Raw genomic sequence first — 17,334 nt, 5'->3', positions numbered from 1 at the left:
TTGGGTACAGATGATTCTGCTGGTGGGGTAAAAGAGGGAGAGCAGGATGACAATAAAGCTGGCACGAGCAGGGAAAGTATAAAGAATCTAAAAAATTTGTAGCTACTTGTTCTCAACACGAAGCATCCTTTCTGAGATAAGTGATGAATCAAACTGAAGATGATAACGAAAAGGGAAAGGATAGGACGCGAGATCCTATCCTTTTTTGGTATAAAGATCTTAAAAATCATAGGAATATCTTGCTGAAAATGAGACGTACGAAGGCCATTCTAAACCTAACTTCTCTACACCCGTTTTCCAAATATCAATGACTGCATCTGGAAGACTCCCGTTATCAGCTTTATAAAAATTAGCTACGGCATTATTATCATAATTCCTTACCCGAATTTCTGTCCCGAAGTCGGGATTATCAATGGCTCCTTTTGTTGCACAGTCACCTCTTTGGAGTCTATTGGAATTTTCCCCATACGTGTCTGTGAAGTTTGTTCCTCTCCCTGTGCCTCGAACATAGCCACTAGATGTTCCGTTAATTTTAATTTCATTATCATGATCTCCATATGTATAAGTCCCAGGTGATTTGCGTGTACCGCGTGGTAATGCTTGAAGTGAAACATTATTAGTAGTAATCGCATTTTCTTTTTGATCAGGCAAGATAATATCTTTGATAAAACCTTCGCCATCATAAATTACTTTTAAACCAGGCTGAGGGTCAGGGTTATCAATATGATATACCGGTAGTGATTTGGTTGCTTCATCGATCTCTTTATCCTGTTGTTTTTCTTTTTCTAGCTCAGCCTGTTGTTCAGCAGTCAGTGGAGCAATAGCAGCTTTAGATTTTTGCTGTTCAGGTACCGGAGTTCCTTTTTCCAATACAACCATGTTATTGTTCTCATCGTATTGAATGATGGTACCCGCTAACATGCGGTCAGGGATTTTATCTCCTTTTTCGGCATTGGAGGTAGCTGGATAGGCGACCCCAAAAGAAATGAGTAGCGTTGCAGCTAGAAAAGCTTGTGGTAGAAATTTTACTTTCAAACAAAACGCCTCCTTGAAATATTTGTAAATACAAAGCCAACGTAAAGGAATCTACTAATATTGTCAACCTTTTTATGGCATATATGAATATATTTAATATTTTTTAAGATGGGTATAGGCTGCGGAGAGTGTTCTTTACGTCATTTCATGCCACCGATTATGCCGAAGTTCTTTAATAAAATGCAAAAGAAATAAAGGTTATTGACAACTGTTAAATTATGGACAACAATAGAATGCAATAATATAAAAGTTTTGGAATTTCTGTATGAAGGGTGGATATGACATGAAGCATACACCTACGATTAGAGCAGAATTAGACGGATATTTAAAACAAGAAGGTTTGAGTCTATCGCAATTTGGGCAAGTTGCAGGCATGAATAGGGGGGCGCTAAGTGCCATTGTGACAGGAAACAAGCCTATGTCTGTTAACCAGCTTGATCTAATTACTGAGGCGATGGGTTTACCGGAAGGCCACTTTTACGACTTATTTATAGAAAACTACATCATCGACACGCCCCCGAATATGAGACGAATCGAGCCATTTTTGTATCGTTGTGCGGAGTTGGACAAGTTGGATGCGATCCGTCGAGTGGTAGGAGCCATCATGGACAATCTACTTTATTCGCCCAAACTGTTTGACATTGCAGAAACCCTATTCGCTCAAGGACGCCATGCTGCGGTGCTGCTGCTCTATGAGAGTGTAGCAGAAGCAGAGAAGTACCAACATTCTGAACGTCTGGCAGTCTGTCAATATCGAATATTTACGATTCAAATTGGAGATGATCAAAGTCGGAATATGAAGGCAGCTATACTGTTTGAGCCTTATGTCGAGCGTTTGGATGAAATAGATCAGCTTGACGCATTGAAGGATTTGGCAAACGTATATAGGTCATTACGTAAATGGGACAAGGTAGACGAAATGGCAAGGCAAATGAGAGCTAAAGCGGAAATCCAGTATAGTTTACAACACCAAGAAAAACGAAAGTTTCTAGATGATGAAAAGAGAACAAGAGGGCCGTTATTTGGATACATTGCTTATGCTGACCTGTTGTGTGCTAGTGTTTGTGAAGCTCAAGGCGATTATCAACAAGCTCTACAATATACATACGCCTATGCGGATTTAGACTGGGTTAAAGAGGATGACGAGGACACAAAACACTGGGTAAACCTGTTCAGTCACTGGGCGGTAGGAAATACTTACGTATATAAGCTGTTGTCAGGAGAAATAAGCCTGCTGAACGATTATGTTGAATATATTGCTACAACATCAGCCGCTAACGAGAATGAAAAGCTTTCAAAACTGCTGAATGTTATAATCGCAGCAAACCAGTTTAGCATAGATGTAGACGATATACTCAAACGATTTGAAACGCTAATTGCGACTTTTTCACAACAACCATCATCAGATGATATGTATACCCGACAAGTGATACCGGATTATATCGCGTGGTTTGGTTACGAGTTAGGTTTTTATTATTTATACCGAGGGAAGTACATTGATGGCTTTAAATATTTGATGAATGCAATGGTAAAGTCACATATAATAAATAATGAAACTTACTTTATAAACTGTATGGGGTTGTTTGTTCGTTTTCAAGCCCATGCAGTTCCTGAAACTAAAGCTGAGTATTTCAATTTTATTGAAAGGGTGTGGGAAAACAATGTTCAAAAAAATGGTACTTTTAGTCATCGCGGCTAGCTTTTTGTTTATTGTTACTATGCCGGACCAAGCCTTTAACCACCACCATAGTATTCAGCCTAACGTTACCATTGGAGGATTTTAAAGAAAAAGCTCTGCTAACCTTATGGTTGGCAGAGCTTTCTTCAGTGTAGGAATTACCACACGATTTACTCGAATACTATTTCTGAAGTGATCAGCATGAACTATACATATAGAGTGTCAAAGTCGGATATAGAACTTTTTGCAGATGCGTTAGGCCAGGTAAGAGTATATGTAGTACAGCCGTTGAGCAATGAGTTGATAACGGTCGTTGACTACGGCGGAGTAGTGGAAAAGTTTTCGCCTGATGCAATTAAGATTAACGAGTCGTATTTCTTTCGTAAGCAGTTTGAATTTAGAGTAGATCTTAAAGAACCTACCAAATTGTAATCGGTAGCCTTAAAGGTAGACCATAACAAAAAATAGGAGAGGAAAAGGATGAAGAAAAGAATATTTCTGTTCTCGATTTTATCTTTAGCTATAGCAACTACGGTAGGTGCTGCTTCAGCTTCACCAAGTATAACTAGCAAAAACACCATAATTAATCAAAGATCGGGGGGAAGCGCAACTGTAAAAGAATCCTTTAGTGTCCCTAAAGGATGGGGTCATGTTAAACTTCGTATGAAGAATCACTCTGATCATCCAGTAAAGGTAAGTTTAACTCACAGCGGTTCAAACAAACTATATATTGAAGGATTAGTAATCGCTCCTCACGACACAGTGACTTGGAAATCTACTGACCAAGGTTTCAGCGACGGTTTGCGTTCTGGAGACTACATACTTCAGTGGAGAGGCAGCGACTATAAAGTTAATGGGGAAACATGGGGGGTAGCTGATTCACAGCCTGGAAATCTCTAAGTTATCCTAGCTATACAACTGTCCTTCTAGCCGTTTGGTGAGGAGGGCTAATTATGCGTTTGTTCAAGCCAACAAGTGAATTAATCCCCTTAATTGTTCGGTAGAGCTTTTTTTCATTGATCAGTTTGAATTTAGAGTGGATGTGAATAAGGACTCCGCTGGTATGTAACCAGTATGGAGTCCTTTGGTGTTTATTATTTAGTTGAATACTCACTTACTTCAACGTAAGGATTTTGTTGAATATTACGTAGTCTTTACGGTTGCTGAATGGTCCCTTGTTGTTATTGTGCTTATCAATGGCAAAGAATGAAGGACCTCTACCAGTATCCTTTGCGTCATACCAAGCGGTGAAAGCATTCAATTCTTTTTTACTCAGATCGAATTCTTTATCAAACCCATTACCCATGGTTACAGTAAGAATAGCGCGGTCACCAGTTGCTTGAGAGGCCTCATCTGTATCGGACGAACCAGGTGTTGTAGACGGATCTGGTGTTGGTGTTACCGGCAAATTATTGTACATCTCGAAGGCTCCAAGTGAAAATAGAGAATTACCATTATTACTAGTGATGTTCAAACGGTATTTTTTATATTTTGTTTTATTGGTAAATGAAATTCTTTTTTCTCTTTTTCTTTCCAGTTAGTAATATTTTTTTGTGTATCGAGAATGACCCGTGAAACACCGTCCGACCCTTCGAACATCCAATCTTTTGGCGATTCGGTTAAACTAGATCTACGTGGAGCCAACACATATTTGTTGACAACTACAGGACTTTCAAATTCATAAGCAATCCAGCGTGGATACTTCGCCACGCCTCATAATATAGTATTGAGAAGATTTAATATAATTCCAAGTAATAACAGGGGAGTAGGATCGATCTTGGGTAAGTCATCAGTTAGATAAATATGCAAATATTTAGATTGTATTTATAGATTGGCAGGTTTATGTTTAGACACATTTCGAGGAATATACTTCCAAATATATACAGTAAAATAATGAAGCCTCTGTCACTCCACAAGGAGGAGGTCAAACTGACCCTGAGCAACTCTCAGGTAATCGCGCAATCATGGTATTGACCATGACTACCGGTTTGGACAAGGAATTTGACTTAAGCATGAAAGAGGTCAATGACTTTATCGCTTGGTTGAGAGCAGACAGGCTGGTACTGGATTGACTAAGCATTTTTTGTTAAGAAGCCCTTCCTTTAATCAAGACCTCGCATAGCCTATGGAGTATAGTACCCTAAAATAAAGGAGGCGTTACGTGTGGGGGAAATGAAAAGAGACTACGCGGGAATCACCGGAAGAGTTTGGACGTCGATAGCTGCTGTCTTGGCACTGTTCATTTTGCTGGTAATCATCTTGAAATTAATTCATTTATAAAGATTCTTAAGCTCCACCAGCAGCCACATTAGCTCCTGAGGAATGTATAAGGTTCGCCGTTCGACCCGTCCCCGACCTTAAAGAAGTTGGTGAAACAACAACGTTTTGAAAACAACAGAATGACCTTCAGCCGCTTTTCCGGAGTGGATAGGGGAATAACCCCTTAACTACGCCTGATCCACGCCGGAGCGGCTGAAATAAGTGGACTGTTTTTACTATTAAGAGCTGATAGAAATCAGTGCAAGGAACCGCCTATATTCACCTCATCTATTCTTATAGCCTTAACCTATCACTTCTATAGATATCATATCTTAGACCAATCAGACATCCCGTGGTATATTGTTGACATTCAAGAGAGAGCCGCTCAGCTTCTCTCCACTAGGTTCGAAAAACACAGGGGTGAATAATGATGAGTAAAAAGACTATGTTCGAGAAAATTTGGGATAACCATGTCATCTATCAGGAAGCAGGTAAGCCGAGTATTTTGTACATCGATCTTCACCTCGTACATGAGGTAACATCGCCACAGGCGTTTGAGGGATTACGTCTTAGCGGCCGTCAGGTACGTCGTCCAGAGCTTACGTTTGCAACGATGGATCATAACGTACCGACTAAGGACCGTTACAATATTACGGACCCGATTTCCAAGCAGCAAATTGATACATTAACTCAAAATTGCCGTGATTTCGGTGTCACACTGTATGATTTGGATACGGTGGATCAGGGTGTCGTTCACGTTATGGGGCCTGAACTTGGTCTGACTCATCCGGGCAAAACGATTGTTTGTGGTGATAGCCATACTTCCACACATGGGGCGTTCGGAGCACTCGCTTTTGGTATCGGAACCAGTGAGGTAGAGCACGTAATGGCAACACAATGTCTCCAGCAAGCCAAAGCCAAAACGATGGAAGTTCGCTTTGTAGGTACCCGCAAACCTGGTGTGACAGCAAAAGACATGATTTTGGGTGTCATCGCCAAATACGGTACAGATTTCGCTACAGGCTATGTTATTGAGTATACAGGTGAATCTATTCGCGAATTGAGCATGGAAGAGCGCATGACTGTGTGTAACATGTCCATAGAAGGCGGAGCCAGGGCAGGAATGATTGCACCGGACGAAACCACCTTCAACTACTTGCGTGGACGTCAACATGTAGCACAAGGAGACGCTTTCGAGCAAGCGGTTGCTGAGTGGAAAGAGCTTGTCACAGATGAAGGCGCTGAGTTTGATGTTGTGCTGGAGTTTGACGTAGATGCTTTGATTCCTCAAGTAACCTGGGGAACGAGCCCGGGTATGGGTACAGATATTTCCTCAACCGTACCGATTCCGGCAGAACTGCCAACCGAAAACGAACGTAAAGCGGCTGAGAAAGCGCTTGAATATATGGATTTGAAGCCAGGTACTCCGATCACGGATATTGCGATTGATTATGTGTTTATCGGCTCGTGCACTAATGGGCGGATTGAAGATTTGCGTGCAGCCGCTGAGGTTGCCAAAGGCTACAAGGTTTCTGACAAAGTAACGGCCATCGTCGTACCAGGTTCGGGACGTGTGAAAATTCAGGCTGAAGAAGAAGGACTGGACATCATTTTTAAAGAAGCAGGATTTGAGTGGCGTGAAGCAGGATGCAGTATGTGTCTTGCGATGAATCCAGACGTGCTGCAACCGGGACAGCGTTGTGCTTCGACTTCTAATCGTAACTTTGAAGGTCGTCAGGGACGCGGAGGACGGACTCATCTGGTATCTCCAGCAATGGCAGCCGCTGCGGCGATTCATGGGCATTTTGTTGATGTACGGGATTGGAAATTCAAGCAGGAAGAAGTAGTCCGCTAGGATACAGAGGAGGAATTACGATGGAAGCTTTCACAACATTAAAAGGAATTGTAGCACCTGTGGATCGGGTGAACGTGGACACAGATGCTATTATACCTAAGCAGTTTTTGAAACGAATCGAACGTACGGGCTTTGGACAGTTTCTGTTCTACGAGTGGCGGTTTGATGAAGCGGGCAATATCAACCCTGAATTTGAACCGAACAAGCCTCGTTATGCAGGGGCATCTGTGCTGATCTCTCGCGCTAACTTTGGCTGCGGCTCCTCACGTGAGCATGCGCCCTGGGCGATTATGGACTATGGGTTTCGTTGCGTAATTGCGCCGTCTTATGCAGATATCTTCTATAATAACTGTTTTAAAAACGGTATATTGCCGATTAAGCTATCTGAAGAGCAAGTAGAGGAATTGTTTCAGCGCACGGCCAAACATGATAACTACCAATTAAACATCGACCTGAATGATAAAACGATCACTGACGATTATGGTCTGCGAATTGAATTCGATCTGGATGAACATCGCCGTCAATTCCTGCTGCAAGGTTTGGACGATATTGGCCTGACACTCCAGCATGAATCTGAAATTCTGGCGTATGAACAAAAACGTGCTGCAAAACAAGGCGCATAAGGTTAATTTCCAGTTCAGTTTCAATACGAAGTCATATAGCTAGATCATTTGTTAGACAGAAAGCCCGTACTGGCAATTCTTTTGCCAACGGGCTTTTATCATGCTCAAAAAATAAATTGGAAAATAAGGGGTTGACGGTTCGACTCAGCATGGTATTGTAAATGTAAAATGGTTGAAGGACTGTGTCTGTGAGAAATACCAAAAAATACATATATAAGTTAGGGGAATGAGGATGAAGAAATATGGTTGGGTGATACTAGCGGCTATCTTGATTTGGTTGTGGCCGTCCTCCCCTCATGTGAATGCGGCTGGAGCAGATTTGTTTTTAGATGGCAAAAGGGTGGAAGCGCCTGCAGATGCCAAGCCTGAAATGGTCAATGGAAAAATTATGGTGCCGCTAAGAGTGGTTGGGGAGCAGCTTGGATATCAATTCAAGTGGGAACCACAATCCTATAAAATCTCAATTCAAAAAAATAGCACAGATATGTCTATGTATGTAGGCCGTACATCGGCTGATGTGAATGGAAAAACAGTTAGTCTGGATGCACCTCCTGTGCTTCGGGGTAGCTCGACCATGGTCCCATTGCGTTTTGTTGGGGAGCAAATGGGGCTAAAAGTAGATTGGAATAATAAAAGCAAATCCGTAAATCTCAGTCAAAAGGCTGCGACTCAACAAGCGAATAAACAGTCTCAATCTCAATCATCGTCGCAAACGTCAACACAGAGTACAACAAGCACCAATAAAACGTCTTTAGCAACAGCGACGACAATAAACCCAGTTGAAGCAGACAAGCATACTGAAGCCGCATCTTCACCAACCAAGCGGCAAAATACAGAACAGACCACAGCAAATGCGTTGCTTGTACAAAATATTACTTTTGAGGGTGAAACGTTAAAGATTTCTCTGAACAAAGATATAACCCCTAAAGTATCCAAAATGACGGGGCCTGACCGTATTGTTGTAGATTTACCGGAGGCTTCACTGGCCGCAGACTTTCTCCAGTCGTTCCCGATTCGTAGCGATGGCACACGGGCGTTGACGAATAGTGACAGCAAGGATGTACAGGAAATCAGATTCGCTCCTGCGGATGGAACAAAAGGGGGCGCACGTATCGTCATTGCCTTGAATCAAGCACATGATTACGATCTCTCTAAAAACAGCGCAGGTGAAGTCACCCTTCAGTTGCTTGAGAGTAGTGTGAACCCGGAGGTGATGGTACCAACGAATGTCGAAGGACGGCGAATCGTCGTCATTGATCCTGGACATGGTGGCAAGGACCCTGGAGCAGGTAGTGTGACTGGGCGACATGAAAAGGAATTTACATTGGCGGTAGCGTTAAAGGTCGAGCAGCTTCTGCAAAATGATCCTGACATTCAAATCATATTGACCCGTAATGGAGATACGTATCCCACGCTGGATGAACGACCACAACTCGCTAATAGTCAACAGGCTAGCGTGTTTGTTTCCATTCATGGTAACAGTATGCCAGCTTCTAATAACGGAAAAGCTAATGGGTCTGAAACCTATTATGCACGTCAGGAAAGTTTGAGCCTGGCCACGATCATGCACAAGCATCTTGTAGCAGCAACCGAGTTCAAGGATAACGGCATCAGGGTGGCAAACCATGTGGTGACGAGAAAATCACAAATGCCCGCTGTATTGCTGGAGTGTGGCTACCTTAGTAATCTATCAAATGAATCGGCCATGTTCACAGAAGAAACACAGCAGAAGATCGCCGAAGGTATTGTCGATGGGTTGAAGGAGTATCTTGGGACAGACACAGGAGCAACTGAATCACTTAACTAAGGATGTTTGCAATAAAAGCTACTTTCCACCTTGTAATGAAAATTCATGGGGGTGAAAGTAGCTTTTTTAATTTTTTCGGCTGTGACTTTTGACGGAAAGCAAATGATCTATATTTTTAGTCAAAATTCGACAAAAGTAGTTCTTTGGCACGTATATTTCTGTTATGATGGAATATATTCGCAACTTTTGGTGTGAGATAACGTCTAAAAGGTTGTCTGATATTACATAAGCGCGTATATCAGGTCGCCGCACCGGAGCATGTGGCAAAAAAATTATGAATGGAAGGGTGACGAATGAAGAAATTTGGTTTTTTGTTGTTATTATTTGTCTTCATGTGGGCGGTTCCGGGTTATGGACATGCGGCTTCGAGTGGAACACAAATCTATCTCGACGATCAACAGTTAAGTGTCCCTAGTGGTGCTAAGGCACAAGTAATTGGCGGAAGTACAATGGTCCCGCTACGCGTAATTTCTGAAAATTTGGGATATGACGTGACATGGAAGCAGCAGGCGCGAACCATAACGATTGAGAAGGACAGTACCTTGATCCGAATGATAATCGGAAGTAAGACGGCGACTGTCAATGGAAGCGACATTAGTCTGGATGCTTCGCCTCTGCTGCGTTCCAATTATGCCCTTGTACCGCTTCGTTTTATCGGCGAGCAAATGGGACTGGACGTAAAATGGGACAGCAGCTCCAAGTCCGTAAAATTATATACCCGCAGTAGCGGGTCTGGAAACGGGGAATTTACACCTCCCAAGTCCGGAAATAACAGTACAGGTACTGGAAGTGTAACTGCACCAACGAATAATGCAAACTCAGGTGTTACACAGGTGCAGGGAATCAGTTTCAGCCAAAACCGTTTAACTATCGCAACAGCCAGTGCCGTCAAGCCGAAAGCGTTTACGATGACAGGCCCTGATCGGGTAGTGGTGGATTTGCCAGCGACTGCGTTTGCTGACAATTTCGGAGACCAGCAAAAGCTGGATAGCAGCTTAAATGGTTCGCTGGACATTGAGAATGAAGCGGATGTGTCCGGTATCCGTTATGCTTTATTCCAAAAGGAACCTTCAACGGTGCGCGTTGTTATTGATTTGAAACATGCCATGAATTATACCGCATATAATGATGGCTCGAATCGTGTTATCGTCGATCTGGCTTCCAAAGATTCAGTGAATACCATGCCAGACGCAACGTTACCAGATGGCTCACAGCCGGATGACACACAGACATCACCAACGAACAGCAATGGTAAAAAGGTCGTTGTTATTGATGCTGGTCATGGAGCAAAAGATTCTGGAGCAGTTGGTGTTTCGAGAAAAAACTATGAAAAGACCTTCAACTTAGCGATGGCTCTGAAAGTAGAAAGCATATTAAAGCAGAACCCCAAACTTGAGGTTGTGCTGACACGCAGTGATGATACATTCTTGGAGCTTAAACAGCGCGTAAAAGTAGCTGAAAACCTTAATGCTAACGTGTTCGTGTCCATTCATGCTAACAGCAGCGGTAGCTCAGCTTCCAACGGTACAGAGACGTATTACCAGCGTAGTGCAAGCAAAGCGTTCGCCAACGTTATGCACAAGTACTTTGCACCTGCGACGGGCCTAACAGACCGCGGCATTCGTTATGGCAATTTCCATGTAATTCGGGAAACGACTATGCCAGCCGTATTGCTTGAAGTAGGATATCTGAGTAATGCAAAAGAGGAAGCCACACTGTTTGATGAAGATTTTCAAAACCGGGTAGCTCAAGGGATTGTAGATGGAATCACAGAGTATCTCGACGTAAAATAAATCTTCAACAAATCGCTTGTCAACGTCAAGCAAGGAGGGGGACATATGAACAAGAAAATCGTAATTGCAGGTCTGCTGGCACTGTTTGCCATTGCAGGTGCAGGGTGTGCCTCTAAGCAAACAACGGCTCCTGCGACTCCATCTCAGGAAACACAAACTTCTAATGCACAAAATAGCACACCCGAACAGACGACCCCTGATCCATCGGCTCAGTCTGCTGAAAATAATGGGGCGAGTCAAACACCTGCATCTCCGTCAACAGAGCCTACAAAGACCAAGACGGACACGGAAAATTCAGGAGATCGACAAACACAACAGATTACGGTGTACTATACGGATACTCAAGAGAACGGCTTGAAAGAACAGAAAAAGGAAATTACCTATCCAAGCGAGCTGGAAAAGTTGCAAAAAGCGTTTGAAGCTCTGCAAAAGAGTGGGGATTCTGCTCTAATTCCGTTGTGGTCCGAGAAAATTTCCGTGCATAAGATCAAATTGGATAACGGTGCATTGACTTTTGATATTTCCCTGCCGGACGAGGCTCGATTGGGAGCTGGCGGCGAGGAATTGGCTATCGATGCCTTGAAGAAAACAATGTTCCAATTCAAGGAAGTCAAAACGCTAGATTTGCTCGTAGATGGTCAATCTCTAGAGTCCTTAATGGGGCATGTAGATTTGGATCATCCCATGAGTCGCTAACCGATCAGACGGTATGAAAATTTCTTGGGAATTTGCACACTTTTCACGTGCAATCTGTGACAGATAATGATAATATAGGAGTGTATTTCTCGCCTATGCAGGCAGTCATGCACAAATAGTATTCGTTTCTTTCCGGATGATTATTTAGAGTGACCGTCTTGATGCGGGCTATCCCGTATCAAGACGTTTTTTTTGGTAGGAGGTAGGATTTCCGTGAATGCAGCAACCGCACGTCATATATTGGACACCATCGGTACGATGTTTCCGGATGCCCATTGTGAGTTGAACCATGACAATGCTTTTGAATTAACGATCGCCGTGTTATTGTCTGCTCAATGCTCCGATCAGATGGTCAATAAAGTAACGGCAGACCTGTTTCAAAAATACAACTCACCTGAGGATTACCTAGCTGTTCCTCTTGAGGAACTGGAGCAGGATATTCGCAGAATCGGCTTGTACCGAAACAAGGCCAAGCATATTCATAACCTCTGTCGTATTTTAATAGACCAGTACGGGGGAGAGATACCTTCGGAGCACGATCAACTGGTTAAGCTACCCGGTGTTGGCCGCAAGACGGCTAATGTCGTTGTATCTACTGCTTTTAATGTACCAACTATTGCGGTAGATACGCATGTAGAGCGCGTTTCCAAACGACTCGGCTTTGCAGGGTGGGATGATTCAGTGCTTGAGGTGGAAAAAAAGCTGATGAAGAGGGTTCCTAGGGATGAATGGTCTTTGACCCACCACAGGCTCATTTTTTTCGGGCGCTACCATTGTAAAGCTCAAAACCCTCAATGTCAGGTGTGTCCGTTGCTTGATGTATGCAGGGAAGGCAAGAAACGTATGAAAACGTCTCTTATCAGAAAAGATAAGGAACGTAGAGCTTAAAGACCCACAAAGGTAACAAGAGGGTTTAACCATTTATGTGTAGAAAAGGATGAAGAGTATGAAGTGCATTTCGGTATATACAGACAATTTTGAAGCATTCTCTGATATTTTTGAGCAAATTGTAACAACAGAATTTGCTGAAAACGAAGAGCGCGAGCTTGAGGGAATCACGGTTAGTCATTCCGGTGATGTACCTGAGCATTATCTGGAGCGTATGTCACAAAAGCCAGAAGTGGTCGTAATGAAGGATAAATCCCGTGGGATTACGATTTTACAGCATGGTCAAGTATTTGAAATTTTGCTGCCAGTGCTTGAGACTGCAGCCAATTAAGTTCAATTAGCGGACGACATGCGTTGCATGTTCCGGTATAGGCGGCTCGGCTGGTTTAACCAGCCCGAAGGCGCATATATACACGAACCTTGCAGACCATCCTGATGTGGATAGAGCCTCTTCCAATGAAGTGTGCATACATTTTGTACCCTGAATTATGGTGTCTCGTTCCGCATGTTCCAAAAGGTGAATGTACGTAATGAGCAGGCTCACCCGTTGTTTACATATCTTGCTTCGTCGTTGTCCCTTGAGGGCTTTGATAAATGCATTCGGTTGCCTAAATACTTATTCCTAATGATCCGTTTTGGACAGAATAAAATGAACTTTTTGTTATCATGTACGAAAACAGCGTTCCCTAAAGCCAGGTACTGGCGGGGAGCGCTGTTTAGTTTTTTTGATGTGATGATTCTCACAATGGCTTAGGAATGCTACAATATAGCTATTTGGTGCAGACAAGTGATAAGGAGTGGAACCGTAGCTTATGATGCAAACGATTACAGGGGATGCGGGAAAGTGGTTGGATACGATAGAACAGATACAGAATACACTGCGTAAAGCCGGGGATGAAGCGGGAGCGAAGGCGGTAGGGGATCTGCTGGAAAAAGCATATGCGCAGGAGCTGACCATTGCCTTTTGTGGACATTTTTCAGCGGGTAAATCGAGCCTGATTAACAGCCTGTGTGGTAAAACCGTCCTGCCATCTGGACCGGTGCCTACGAGCGCTAATGTAGTGTCCATCCGTTATGGACGTCCGAGAGCACTCATTCATCCAGCCCAAACAGCGGAAAATCCAGAGCCGGAAAGCATGGAAGCCTCCCTGTCCGAGCTTGCTGAGTATTGTAAAAATGGTGGAGCCTATGAATCGGTTCAAGTGTGGGAGGATGTTCCCATATTATCTAACGGAGGAGTGCTGCTGGATACACCCGGCGTCGATTCCACAGACCACGGACATGCGCTGGCGACACATTCTGCTTTACATTGGGCAGATATTGTTTTTTATGTAATGGATTACAACCATGTCCAATCTGAAAATAATTTGTCTTTTGCCAAAAGTTTATCGGATTGGGGCAAGCCGTTATATTTGATCATCAATCAAATCGATAAACACCGGGAGCGGGAGCTTTCATTTACACGTTATCGTAATGAGGTGGAGACTAGCTTTCACGCCTGGCAAGTTCATTATACGGACATCCTTTTTACTTCCTTGAAGGAGCAGAATCATCCATGGAACCAGTGGAAACAGTTGACGCACCTGATTCCGAAATTGCTGGAGCGAAAAACAGAGCTTTTGGCATACAGTTTAGTGTCCTCTATGCATCATTTGGTAGAGCAACATGTAGAGACTGTGCAGTCAGCTGAAGAAGAGGAACTGAACACACTGCTAAAAGAAGCGGGTGGGGAAGAAGCCATTTTGCGGCTGGATATAGAGCAGAAAACCTTGCAGCAAGAAGACGAACACTGGAAGATGCTTCCCGAGCAGGAGCGTAAACGGCTGCGTCAAGAGCTGGATCATCTACTGGAACACGCACATTTGACGCCAGCGGAGCTACGTGAAGCCGCAGGCGAATACTTAGAGAGCCGCAAGCCGGGCTTCAAAACAGGACTATGGTTTGCAGGAGGAAAGACTGAGCGAGAAAAGGAAAGCCGTTTGGAACGGCTGACAGGAATGCTGACTGATCAGGTGGAGGGACAATTGCTTCCTCATGTACGGGAGCTTCTGCGGTCTTGGGGTGACGGTCAGGGGTTGTGGACCTCTGCGATGGAGCAGGAGCTGGATGGCATCCGTCCTGTGATAGACCGGCAACTGGTAGAGCAGACGGTGAAGGAAAATGCGTTGTCGCCAGAGTATACGTTAAACTATTGCAAGGACCTACGCGCTGCTGTGACCGCCGATTGCCGCCGCAAGGCGCTGACGCTGCTAGACCGCCTGCTGGCCCAGCTAGCAGTGCGAGCCAAAGCCCGCCGCGCGGCTCTCGCAGAGAAGCACACTGCGCTGTTGGCGCAGGCGGAGGCGGCGAGCCGCTACAGCACTCGCGTGCAGGCCTCGGCTTCGTACGCCAACCTGTTGCGCAGCTTGCTGCCGCAGGCTCCCGCGCCAAGCGGGTTGCCCTGTGCGGACGCGCCTGCATCGGCGTCCGATACCGCCGCTGCTGCGGCGCCAACGGGCGTTGCGCGCCCAGGCATCGCTGGCCCGCGCAACGCATCGGCACAGCCGCTAGCAGGGACGGCGGCAGCACAGCCTGCCGCTGGAGGCCGCCGCACGCGGTTGGATGCAGCAGCGGCCCAATTGAAGGCTGCCGCTGCCCTCGTAAGTCCGTACCCTGCCATGCAAGCGGCGGTACGGGATTTACATGCCCGCGCCGCTGCGCTGGAGGGCGGGCAGTTTACGCTGGCGCTGTTCGGAGCGTTCAGCGCTGGGAAATCCAGCTTTGCCAACGCTTTGTTGGGTGAAGCTGTGTTGCCCGTATCGCCGCATCCGACGACAGCGGCGATTAACCGCATAATGGCGCCTGCAAGTGCTGAGCGCCATGCCACGGCTGACGTCCATATGAAATCAGTGGAGGCGTTGCGGGAAGATCTTAAATACTCATTTCGGTTATTAGGATTGGGAGAGCCAGAGGCAGCGGGCTGGCAAGAAGCCGTTCATGCTTTATCTCCGGAAGGCATCCATCCTGCGGGCAGGCCTCATTATAGTTTTTTAAAGGCTGCCGCAGCCGGATGGGAAGAAGCTGAAAGCTTGCTGGGACAACAGCTTCAGGTGAATTTAGAGCAGTATCGAGATTTTGTCGCGTCTGAGCACAAATCATGCTTTGTGGAGCATATTGACCTTTATTATGATTGCGCTCTGACCCGTCAGGGCATCGTGCTAGTGGATACGCCAGGAGCGGATTCTGTGAATGCACGGCACACAGGCGTGACCTTCAACTATATGAAGCATGCGGATGCTCTTGTATTTGTCACATATTATAACCATGCGTTTACGCAAGGCGACCGGCAGTTCCTGAATCAACTAGGTCGAGTCAAAGAGACCTTGGCACTGGATCAGACGTTTTTTATTGTTAATGCATCAGATCTGGCTTCTTCTGAAGAAGAACTGCATTCTGTTACCCGGCATGTACAGGAACAACTACAGGCGAATGGAATCCGAAAACCACGTATTTATCCGCTTTCCAGTATGCTGGCGTTGGAAGCTACCGAACAGGGAGAGGCTTCGCTGCGTTCAGCTTCACGTTTTGATGCATTTGAAGATGATTTCTCGGCATTTGCAGCCGAAGAGCTGGCAGGTTTGTCCATCGCTTCTGCTACGCAGGAACTGGCCCGGCTGCGGAAACGCATAGAGCAACATGCAGCCGATGCCCGCTATAGCGTGGAAGAACGGGAGATACGATTAGAGCGATTAACTCGCATCCGTGGGGAATTGGAGCATACGCTCCTAGGCCTGACTGATAGCAACGGTGCATCTGTGTTATCGGGCGAGACCGATGAACTGCTGTATCATGTACGTCAAAGGCTGTCCTATCGGACTGGAGAATTTATGGCAGAGGCGTTTCATCCATCTGTTCTGCGTGAAGGAGTAGGTGATCTTCGTTCGGCTTTTGCATCTTGTGGTCGTGAGCTGATGCGTTTAATCGAACTGGAGCTGTCTCAGGAATTACTGGCAACCACACTCCGGCTGGAAAAAACGGGACAAACTTTGGTGCACAAGGCTATACAACAGTGCGTAGAACACATGAACCATCAGTTGCCAGGACTAGATTGCACAATTCCTGAATCGAGAAAATGGGCTGTTCCCGAGCTGAAGGAAATTTCCCTGCAGGAGTCCATTCATTGGAAGGATTATTGGAATAGCTTTAAAAATCCAAAGCTATTTTTTGAAGGAACTGGTCGAGCGAATCTACAAACCAAACTGGAGCCGATATTACGCGAGCGAATCGGGGAAGCTGTGGATCAGCAACGTGAACGAATGTCTGCTTTTTACGTTACGCTGATGCAGGAGGAACAATTGTGGCAGAAAGCTCAGCTTCGAGAGCAAATGCTGGAGACGACTCGTGGCATGGAGCATGCCCTTATGGGCGGTGAGCAGCCACAGGTTTGGGAAGAACTTGCTGGCAAGATTGCGGCTTTGGAGTAAAGATAAATATGTTCACCAATGATTAAAGATCAGGACACCGGGTTGTGGGACAACCCGGTGTTTTATGCATGCTCCAAAAAGAAAGCAATACTGAGTAAATAGCCACATTCAATAATAAGAAAGCGATTTAATTTGTCTAATCAGCCACCAATTGGTAACCTGCCTGAATACGGCTCGTTATCCTCTTTGCCGCCTTGGAACGCGAATGGTAAACTTCACTAAGCCATATAACAACGT

The 17,334-nt window shown here is 45.1% G+C and carries 13 protein-coding genes and 2 pseudogenes; 12 read left to right on the top strand and 3 right to left on the bottom strand.

The window, feature by feature from the left end:
• Window positions 1-219: 219 nt before the first annotated feature.
• Window positions 220-1,035, bottom strand: coding sequence for a hypothetical protein (locus tag NSS94_RS13855; RefSeq protein WP_341039480.1), 816 nt, complete (start codon window positions 1,033-1,035; stop codon window positions 220-222).
• Window positions 1,036-1,318: 283 nt separating this feature from the next.
• On the opposite strand from NSS94_RS13855, the gene NSS94_RS13850 reads away from it, so the two are divergent.
• The 3 genes from NSS94_RS13850 to NSS94_RS13840 all read left to right on the top strand — a co-directional run bounded on the left by NSS94_RS13850 (window position 1,319) and on the right by NSS94_RS13840 (window position 3,613).
• Window positions 1,319-2,734, top strand: a complete 1,416-nt coding sequence (locus NSS94_RS13850; RefSeq protein WP_341039478.1) for a transcriptional regulator — start codon at window positions 1,319-1,321, stop codon at window positions 2,732-2,734.
• Window positions 2,735-2,914: 180 nt separating this feature from the next.
• Window positions 2,915-3,145: a hypothetical protein gene (locus tag NSS94_RS13845; RefSeq protein WP_029514980.1), complete on the top strand. Its 231-nt coding sequence runs from the start codon at window positions 2,915-2,917 to the stop codon at window positions 3,143-3,145.
• A gap of 48 nt (window positions 3,146-3,193) precedes the next feature.
• Entirely contained in the window at window positions 3,194-3,613 is a 420-nt protein-coding gene (locus NSS94_RS13840) for a hypothetical protein (RefSeq protein ID WP_069010667.1), read from the top strand.
• Window positions 3,614-3,807: 194 nt separating this feature from the next.
• On the opposite strand, the pseudogene NSS94_RS13835 reads toward NSS94_RS13840, so the two are convergent.
• Window positions 3,808-4,106: pseudogene (locus NSS94_RS13835) on the bottom strand (SPRY domain-containing protein); the annotation flags it as partial.
• A gap of 77 nt (window positions 4,107-4,183) precedes the next feature.
• Window positions 4,184-4,423, bottom strand: a complete 240-nt coding sequence (locus NSS94_RS13830; RefSeq protein ID WP_341039476.1) for a hypothetical protein — start codon at window positions 4,421-4,423, stop codon at window positions 4,184-4,186.
• Window positions 4,424-4,662: 239 nt separating this feature from the next.
• Between NSS94_RS13830 and NSS94_RS13825 the strand changes: the two are divergent.
• The 9 genes and pseudogenes from NSS94_RS13825 to NSS94_RS13785 form a co-directional block, all read left to right on the top strand.
• Window positions 4,663-4,781 (top strand): annotated as a pseudogene (locus NSS94_RS13825) (fibronectin type III domain-containing protein); the annotation flags it as partial.
• A 621-nt stretch (window positions 4,782-5,402) separates the two neighbouring features.
• Entirely contained in the window at window positions 5,403-6,827 is a 1,425-nt protein-coding gene (gene leuC, locus NSS94_RS13820; RefSeq protein WP_029514977.1) for a 3-isopropylmalate dehydratase large subunit, read from the top strand.
• A 20-nt stretch (window positions 6,828-6,847) separates the two neighbouring features.
• Window positions 6,848-7,450 carry a 3-isopropylmalate dehydratase small subunit gene (gene leuD / locus NSS94_RS13815; RefSeq protein WP_341039474.1) on the top strand — a complete coding sequence of 201 codons (603 nt, stop codon included), beginning with the start codon at window positions 6,848-6,850 and terminating at the stop codon, window positions 7,448-7,450.
• A 232-nt stretch (window positions 7,451-7,682) separates the two neighbouring features.
• A complete protein-coding gene (locus NSS94_RS13810) occupies window positions 7,683-9,257 on the top strand; it encodes an N-acetylmuramoyl-L-alanine amidase (RefSeq protein WP_341039473.1) in 1,575 nt (524 codons plus the stop codon).
• Between the two features lie 293 nt (window positions 9,258-9,550).
• Window positions 9,551-11,050 (top strand): N-acetylmuramoyl-L-alanine amidase family protein, encoded by a 1,500-nt coding sequence (locus NSS94_RS13805; protein ID WP_341039471.1) that lies wholly within the window; start codon window positions 9,551-9,553, stop codon window positions 11,048-11,050.
• A gap of 45 nt (window positions 11,051-11,095) precedes the next feature.
• Window positions 11,096-11,746, top strand: a complete 651-nt coding sequence (locus tag NSS94_RS13800) for a GerMN domain-containing protein (protein WP_029514971.1) — start codon at window positions 11,096-11,098, stop codon at window positions 11,744-11,746.
• A gap of 213 nt (window positions 11,747-11,959) precedes the next feature.
• A complete protein-coding gene (gene nth / locus NSS94_RS13795; protein ID WP_341039469.1) occupies window positions 11,960-12,634 on the top strand; it encodes an endonuclease III in 675 nt (224 codons plus the stop codon).
• Between the two features lie 58 nt (window positions 12,635-12,692).
• Window positions 12,693-12,965, top strand: coding sequence for a hypothetical protein (locus NSS94_RS13790; protein ID WP_013310628.1), 273 nt, complete (start codon window positions 12,693-12,695; stop codon window positions 12,963-12,965).
• Between the two features lie 481 nt (window positions 12,966-13,446).
• The gene (locus NSS94_RS13785; RefSeq protein ID WP_341039467.1) at window positions 13,447-17,097 is read left to right on the top strand and encodes a dynamin family protein; all 3,651 of its coding nucleotides are present in this window, start codon (window positions 13,447-13,449) and stop codon (window positions 17,095-17,097) included.
• The last annotated feature ends 237 nt before the right edge of the window (window positions 17,098-17,334 follow it).

The sequence above is a fragment of the Paenibacillus sp. FSL L8-0644 genome (assembly GCF_038008165.1).
Taxonomy (GTDB): domain Bacteria; phylum Bacillota; class Bacilli; order Paenibacillales; family Paenibacillaceae; genus Paenibacillus; species Paenibacillus polymyxa_D.
Note: the sequence above shows the minus strand (reverse complement) of the source record. Positions and strands in the feature narration are given on the sequence as shown.

Coding starts and splice junctions, on each gene's coding strand:
- NSS94_RS13805 (WP_341039471.1), top strand. CDS start 9,551: ATGAAGAAATTTGGTTTTTTGTTGTTATTATTTGTCTTCATGTGGGCG.
- leuD (WP_341039474.1), top strand. CDS start 6,848: ATGGAAGCTTTCACAACATTAAAAGGAATTGTAGCACCTGTGGATCGG.
- NSS94_RS13800 (WP_029514971.1), top strand. CDS start 11,096: ATGAACAAGAAAATCGTAATTGCAGGTCTGCTGGCACTGTTTGCCATT.
- NSS94_RS13810 (WP_341039473.1), top strand. CDS start 7,683: ATGAAGAAATATGGTTGGGTGATACTAGCGGCTATCTTGATTTGGTTG.
- NSS94_RS13785 (WP_341039467.1), top strand. CDS start 13,447: ATGATGCAAACGATTACAGGGGATGCGGGAAAGTGGTTGGATACGATA.
- NSS94_RS13850 (WP_341039478.1), top strand. CDS start 1,319: ATGAAGCATACACCTACGATTAGAGCAGAATTAGACGGATATTTAAAA.
- NSS94_RS13845 (WP_029514980.1), top strand. CDS start 2,915: ATGAACTATACATATAGAGTGTCAAAGTCGGATATAGAACTTTTTGCA.
- leuC (WP_029514977.1), top strand. CDS start 5,403: ATGAGTAAAAAGACTATGTTCGAGAAAATTTGGGATAACCATGTCATC.
- NSS94_RS13840 (WP_069010667.1), top strand. CDS start 3,194: ATGAAGAAAAGAATATTTCTGTTCTCGATTTTATCTTTAGCTATAGCA.
- NSS94_RS13790 (WP_013310628.1), top strand. CDS start 12,693: ATGAAGTGCATTTCGGTATATACAGACAATTTTGAAGCATTCTCTGAT.